The sequence below is a fragment of the Ohtaekwangia sp. genome, assembly GCF_036568665.1.
Taxonomy (GTDB): domain Bacteria; phylum Bacteroidota; class Bacteroidia; order Cytophagales; family Cyclobacteriaceae; genus Ohtaekwangia.
Genome location: NZ_DATCSD010000172.1, coordinates 1 through 6,705, shown reverse-complemented (window position 1 = coordinate 6,705; position 6,705 = coordinate 1). Strand labels below are relative to the sequence as shown.

Annotated in this window: 7 protein-coding genes; all 7 read left to right on the top strand. The window is 44.2% G+C overall.

Going from position 1 to position 6,705, the window contains the following annotated elements; genetic code table 11:
* The coding region (locus VIN08_RS09990) for a peptidylprolyl isomerase (protein ID WP_331963961.1) at window positions 1–1,461 on the top strand (1,461 nt) is incomplete at its 5' end.
* Window positions 1,462–1,523: 62 nt separating this feature from the next.
* Window positions 1,524–1,787, top strand: coding sequence for a DUF493 family protein (locus VIN08_RS09985; RefSeq protein ID WP_331963958.1), 264 nt, complete (start codon window positions 1,524–1,526; stop codon window positions 1,785–1,787).
* A 299-nt stretch (window positions 1,788–2,086) separates the two neighbouring features.
* On the top strand, window positions 2,087–4,084 hold the full coding sequence (locus tag VIN08_RS09980; RefSeq protein ID WP_331963955.1) for a S9 family peptidase: 1,998 nt from the start codon (window positions 2,087–2,089) through the stop codon (window positions 4,082–4,084).
* 36 nt (window positions 4,085–4,120) lie between these two features.
* A complete protein-coding gene (locus VIN08_RS09975; protein WP_331963952.1) occupies window positions 4,121–4,354 on the top strand; it encodes a 4a-hydroxytetrahydrobiopterin dehydratase in 234 nt (77 codons plus the stop codon).
* A 71-nt stretch (window positions 4,355–4,425) separates the two neighbouring features.
* Window positions 4,426–5,106, top strand: a complete 681-nt coding sequence (gene rsmI, locus VIN08_RS09970) for a 16S rRNA (cytidine(1402)-2'-O)-methyltransferase (protein ID WP_331963964.1) — start codon at window positions 4,426–4,428, stop codon at window positions 5,104–5,106.
* Between the two features lie 149 nt (window positions 5,107–5,255).
* Complete coding sequence (locus tag VIN08_RS09965; protein ID WP_331963949.1) at window positions 5,256–6,053, top strand: inositol monophosphatase family protein; 798 nt, start codon at window positions 5,256–5,258, stop codon at window positions 6,051–6,053.
* A 164-nt stretch (window positions 6,054–6,217) separates the two neighbouring features.
* The coding region (locus VIN08_RS09960; protein WP_331963946.1) for a M16 family metallopeptidase at window positions 6,218–6,705 on the top strand (488 nt) is incomplete at its 3' end.

The following is a 6,705-nucleotide window of genomic DNA, read 5'->3' as shown; positions in this document are numbered from 1 at the left end:
TACTATGCCATTAGTGATTCATCTGCAAAAGTTACCGATGCAGATTACGAAGCGTACTATAACAAAAACAAAGAGAAGTATAAGACCGATGCTACACGCGACATCAAGTATGTAAGCATTCCGGTAGTTGCTTCTGCAGACGACTCTGCTGCTGTAAACGAAGATCTTCAAAAAGCCGTGACTGAGTTTAAAAACTCAACGGAAGATTCAGTATATGCTGCCTCTAATACGGAAGGACAAAATCCTTATGCTAAATATTCGGTTGCATCATTACCGGCATTCATTCCTGAAAGTGCTTTGACAGAAGGAAACGTGATCGGTCCTGTATTGGACGGTGATACTTATAAAGTAGTAAAAGTTTCTAAAATTTTTAACGACACCGTATACAACGCCCGGGCTAAGCACATCCTGATCAAGTGGGCAGACACCAGCGAAGCTTCCAAGAAAGAAGCAAAAGAAAAAGCACGCAATATTCTGAAAGACATTAAAGGCGGAGCTTCATTCGAAGCAAAAGCCCGTGAGTTCGGTACTGATGGTACGGCATCACGCGGTGGTGATCTCGGCTGGTTCAGTTCTGGCCAGATGGTAAAACCTTTCCAGGATGCTGTGTTCACAGCTTCTAAACCAGGTGTACTCAATGATGTAGTGGAAACAGAATTCGGATACCACATCATCGATGTTACCAACACTAAAACAAACCGCGCATATAACCTCGCTATAGTAGAGCGCCAGATTCTGCCAAGCGATGCTACTACCAACGAAGCATTCCGTAAAGCAGAAACTTTTGCTGCCAATGTTTCGGATGTAAAAGAATTTGAAGAGAAAGCAAAACAAGCAGGCCTGACAGTATTGGATGCCAAGAACATCAGCGCTGGCGACAGACGCATTGGTACATTAGGTGAAGCTCGCCAGATTGTAATGTGGTTATTCCGCGATGCATCTATCGGTAAAATTTCTCAGGTATATGATCTGCAGGATCAGAACGTAGTCGCGATCATGACAGGTGAAGTGAAGAAAGGCTACAGACCACTGGAAGATGTGAAAGAAGAAATTACGGTAGCAGTGCGCAACGAAGTAAAAAGCAAGATCATCACCGAAAAACTCAATGGTCTGAAAGGCACATTAGAAGAAGTAGCGGTAGGATTTGGCAATGATGCCAATGTATATACCAGCAGCGATCTGAAACTGAACAGCAACGCACTGCCTACTGTAGGATTTGATCCACAGGCAGTGGGTGCAGCATTCTCACTGGAGAATGGCAAACGTTCTAAGCCTTTATCTGGCGACAATGGTGTGGTGATTGTAGAGCTCACCAACAAAACTATCGCCCCTGCTCTTCAGGATTATGGCGTATACAAAACACAACTGGAACAAAACAACCAGAACAGAAGCTCTTATAGTATTGCTGAGGCGATCAAAGAAAAATCTGACATCGTAGACAAGCGTTACAAGTTCTTCTAAGTATACTTTAAAATTTTAACAGCACGCCTTGACCGATTGAGTCAGGGCGTTGCTTTTTGCGAATGGATCAACAGTGGCTCGATAACTTCCGTAACAACCTTGACCAACACTATACCTGGCCATCGCTCTATATTTTTAAATTTATAGTGCCCACCGGCAAGGAAGGAGAAGTAAGACAACTCTTCCCGCTGCATACTGTTACCGAGAAACTGTCCAGTCATGGAAAGTATATAAGTGTAACAGCCCAAATGATGATGCCCTCCAGCGATGCCGTTATTGAAGTTTATATAAAAGCCTCACAGATCGAAGGCATCGTTGCACTATAAATTTATTTCCCGCTGATCGCGCAGATTCCGCAGATTAAATGCAGGAATATCTCTCACGAATTTCACAGAATTATACAGAAGAATACAAAGTGTAAAGCGTAAAGCTGAAAGTAAAAGGCCTGTAGTTGCACTGGTTCACTTTATGCTTTACACTTTGAACTTTATGCGTTTACTTCCCTGCTATTTGCCACTGCCGTTCCCACCTGATTAATTGCGCTGATCGCATATCCTGTTCACATTCCGATAAAAATTTGTAAAATCGGAGTATAATCAGCAGATATACCTATATACATTACCCCATGAAACGAACCCTACTCTTTACCCTGCTTTTGTGTGTGGCTTGCACTGTGTCTGCACAGCGTGCCATGCGTCCTTCCGATGTCTATAAATTGAAATCGGTTTCCGATCCTCAACTGTCACCTGATGGAAACTGGATCGCGTATGTTGTATCTACGCCTGACTCTGCAAAAGATAAGTATGACAGTGATGTATGGATGATCAATTGGGAAGGAACAGAATCCCTTCGACTAACAACGAGTGCCGAAGGTGAGAGCAGACCGCGGTGGTCGCCTGATGGTAAATATCTAACCTTTCTTTCATCACGCTACGAAACTAAATCTTCACAAATATGGAAGCTGGACCGAAGAGGTGGTGAAGCTGTAAAACTTACGGAATTGAAGTATGGCATCAGCGACTATATATGGAGCCCGGATGCCAAAAAGATCGCACTCATTATCAAAGACCAGGAGTCAGTGGACGATCGTGATAAAAAGAAAACAACACCTCCTATCGTAATGGATCGCTATCATTTTAAAAGCGATGGCGATGGATACCTTGAACGCAAGCGCGAGCATCTATACCTCTTTGATGTTGAGAGTAAAAAACTGGATACACTTACCAAAGGAGATTTTGATGTAGACAATCCTATATGGTCGCCAGACAGCAAGCAGTTGGCGTTTGTAAGCAACCGTACACCTGATGCCGATCGCAATGCGAACAACGATATCTGGATCATTGATGCAAAAAAAGGTTCTACACCACGTCAACTCACTACCTGGAAAGGTGCCGACACCAGCCCGGCCTGGAGTCCAGATGGTAAATATATAGCCTACCTGCAATCACGCTTCGAAGACTTTAATATATACGATCAACCCTACCTTGCCTATATATCCGTTACAGGAGGCACGCCTGTACTACTATCACAAAAAGTTGATCGCGATATATCTTCACCACGGTGGTCGGCCGACAGTCAGGCGCTATATGTTGCCATTGAAGATGATCGCACCAGTCACATCACATCCTTCGATCTTGCAGGAAATCATAAAGCCATCACTTCCGGTGAGCAGGTATTTTTCACTCCGCAGGGAGGTATCAATAATCGTTGGGTTATGATCTCCAGCGATCCACGCACACCGAACGAAGTATATGCACTCGACAATGGTAAGGCCAGAAGAGTTACGCATATACATGATGACTTCCTCAAATCACTAAACCTCGCTACGGTAAAAGGATTTAACTCGGTGAGTAAAGATGGAACGGTTGTAGGTGGTTTGTTATACTGGCCTGCCGGTAAACCCAGTTCAGAAAAATTGCCGCTCATCTTATGGATACACGGTGGCCCCACCTCGCAGGATGATTACTCGTTCGATCTTACTTCGCAGATGTTTGCCGCCAAAGGTTATGCCGTAGCCAATGTAAATTATCGTGGCAGCAATGGTAAAGGTCTTGCATTTAGCAAAGCGATCTTTGCCGATTGGGGAAATAAAGAAGTAATGGATATACTCGGAGCTGCTGATTACCTGGTAAAGATCGGAGCTGCTGATCCTAATCGCCTCGGTATAGGCGGCTGGAGTTATGGCGGTATATTAACAGATTATACCACTGCTACGGATACACGTTTCAAAGCAGCAGCCAGCGGAGCGGGCAGCGCGCTTCAGCTCTCTATGTATGGCTCTGACCAGTATACTCTTCAATATGAAAAAGAATTAGGAGTACCGTGGAAGAATGTAGACAAATGGATGAAGGTATCGTATCCTTTCTTTAAAGCCGACAAGATCAAAACACCAACACTATATATGGTTGGCGAAAAAGATTTTAATGTGCCGGCTGCGGGTAGTGAACAGATGTACCAGGCATTAAAGACACTGGGTGTGCCAACACAATTTGTGGTGTATCCCGGACAGTTTCATGGTATATCTGTGCCGAGTTACCAGATAGACCGGTTTACCCGCTGGACAGCGTGGTACGACCAGTATTTAGGCAACGGGCTGAATCAGACCTTGCCACCAAAAAAATAATGCTTACCTTTTTAGAGTACAAAAAAGGTAAGTGTTATGGAATGGAAAACAGAAAACAACAAGCTTAAAAAGACTTTCACATTTAAAGACTTTACAGAAGCATTTGGGTTTATGACGAAAGTGGCGATTGTAGCAGAGAAGATGAACCATCACCCTACGTGGACCAACACCTGGAACACAGTTGCTTTCGAGTTATCCACGCATGATGCCGGCAATATAGTTACCGATCGCGACCGCAAACTGGCGGACGCGATCGATAAGCTGGCATAGTATACAAGCGATAGAGTAATTTCTTTTTGCCGGAATATGCAATACCGCTGCGCGGGTATATATTGCATCGTATGTCTTCACCATCATTATATATTGTGCCTACACCGATCGGCAATCTTGCTGATATAACACTTCGCGCACTCGAAGTATTAAAGTCTGTTGATGTTATACTGGCTGAAGATACACGCACCTCCGGCTTCCTGCTTAAGCATTATGCTATAGCAAAACCGCTGCAGAGTTTTCACAACTTCAACGAACATAAAATACTGGCGAGTCTTATTCAGCGTATGGAGAAAGGCGAGACCATGGCACTCGTATCGGATGCCGGCACACCCGGTATTTCTGATCCGGGCTTTCTCATTATCCGTGCAGCATTGCAAGCTAACCTCAAAGTAGAATGTCTGCCAGGGCCAACTGCATTCGTACCAGCATTGGTAAAGTCTGGTTTACCTTCCGACAGGTTTGTGTTCGAAGGATTTCTTCCGCATAAAAAAGGGCGGCAAACTTTACTAAAACAACTGGCAGAAGAAGAGCGCACCATGATCTTTTACGAGTCGCCTTATAGACTGGTAAAAACACTGGAGCAATTCAAAGAATGTTTTGGTGCTGATCGCCAAGCTTCTGTATCGCGTGAACTTACCAAAATGTTTGAAGAAACTGTGAACGGAACGATTGAAGAAATTCTGCTTCACTTTCAAAGCAAGGAAGTAAAGGGTGAGATCGTTATGGTTGTACACGGCAAGGAAAATTAATCACCTCGTGTACGTTACGATGCACACGTATAGCAGAAGCTGTTGAATAACATTCATGCCCGGGGAAATTAATATCCGCTGGCAAAAGCATGTTTCCCGATCCATCCTTATATTCACCATCTTAAAGTGAACACAAAACCAAGTCAGCGATGGACCTGAAAAATATTCAGCGCAATGTTATCTCGATCTGTGAGGAAGTCGGAGAATTCATTCGTAAAGAAGGCGCGAGTTTTGATCTTACGCGCATTGAACAAAAAAACAGTTTTAACAATCTTGTTTCGTATGTCGATAAGGAAGCAGAACGCCAGCTTGTTACTGCGCTTCACAAGATTTTTCCGGAAGCCGGTTTTATAACCGAAGAAGGAACCGTAGAACAATCGCATCAGAAAGAGTATAACTGGGTTATCGATCCGCTGGATGGCACCACGAACTTTCTTCATGGCCTCCCTATATTTGCGATCAGTATAGGATTGACGCGCGGCAACGAAACTATATTAGGCGATGTATACCACATTATCCGCAAAGAATGTTTTCATGCTATAGAAGGTGGCGAAGCTTATTGCAATGACCAGGTGATTCGTGTGTCACCCGTAAAAACGCTGAGCGAAAGCTTGCTTGCTACTGGCTTCCCCTACTATCACTCTGCCAAGAAAGATGTATACCTGGATATCATAAAAGAATTTTTAGAGAAGTCGCACGGTATACGCAGGCTGGGTAGTGCCGCTATCGATCTCGCATATGTAGCATGCGGTCGTCTCGAAGGATTTTTTGAATATAATCTTAACGCGTGGGATGTAGCGGCCGGTACATTTATCGTTCAGCAAGCCGGAGGTACAGTAACGGATTTCCGCGGAGGTAATAATTTCGTCTTTGGCGGAGAGCTCTGCGCGGGCAATAAACACGTGCACCCCGAAATGTTAGAGCTCATTCAGAGCAAGTGGCATTGATCCATGCAACAATATATAGCTTGTTCGATCAGACTATATATTCCCTGCATAGATCTCTCCTCCTCTATTCCTGTGAACCCATTTATACTTAAATATTTTGTTGCATGCCGTATCCAAAACCAAAATCCTTTTTAAGGGAATCCACACTTATTGTATTTCTGTTTATGCTCTGTGGCCTGCTTCAGGCGCAGGATAAACTCAATCAAAAATTACCGGTAGATCCAAACGTAAAAATCGGCAAGCTTGCCAACGGTCTTACCTACTATATCCGGAAGAATCAAAAGCCCGAAAAGAAAGTTGAACTTCGCCTGGTTGTTAATGCCGGATCTATACTCGAGGATGACGACCAGCAGGGTCTTGCGCACTTCACTGAACACATGGCCTTTAACGGCTCCAAAAATTTCAAGAAGAATGACCTGGTATCTTTCCTTCAATCCATTGGTGTGGAGTTTGGCGCTGACCTGAATGCTTACACCAGCTTTGACGAGACAGTATATATACTCCCGATACCTACCGAGAAAAAAGAGAATGTAGATAAAGGGTTTCAGATACTGGAAGACTGGGCCAGCACTGTTGCTTTTGAAGGTGCCGAGATCGACAAAGAGCGTGGCGTTGTGCTGGAAGAATCACGTCTTGGCAAAGGTGCACAAGA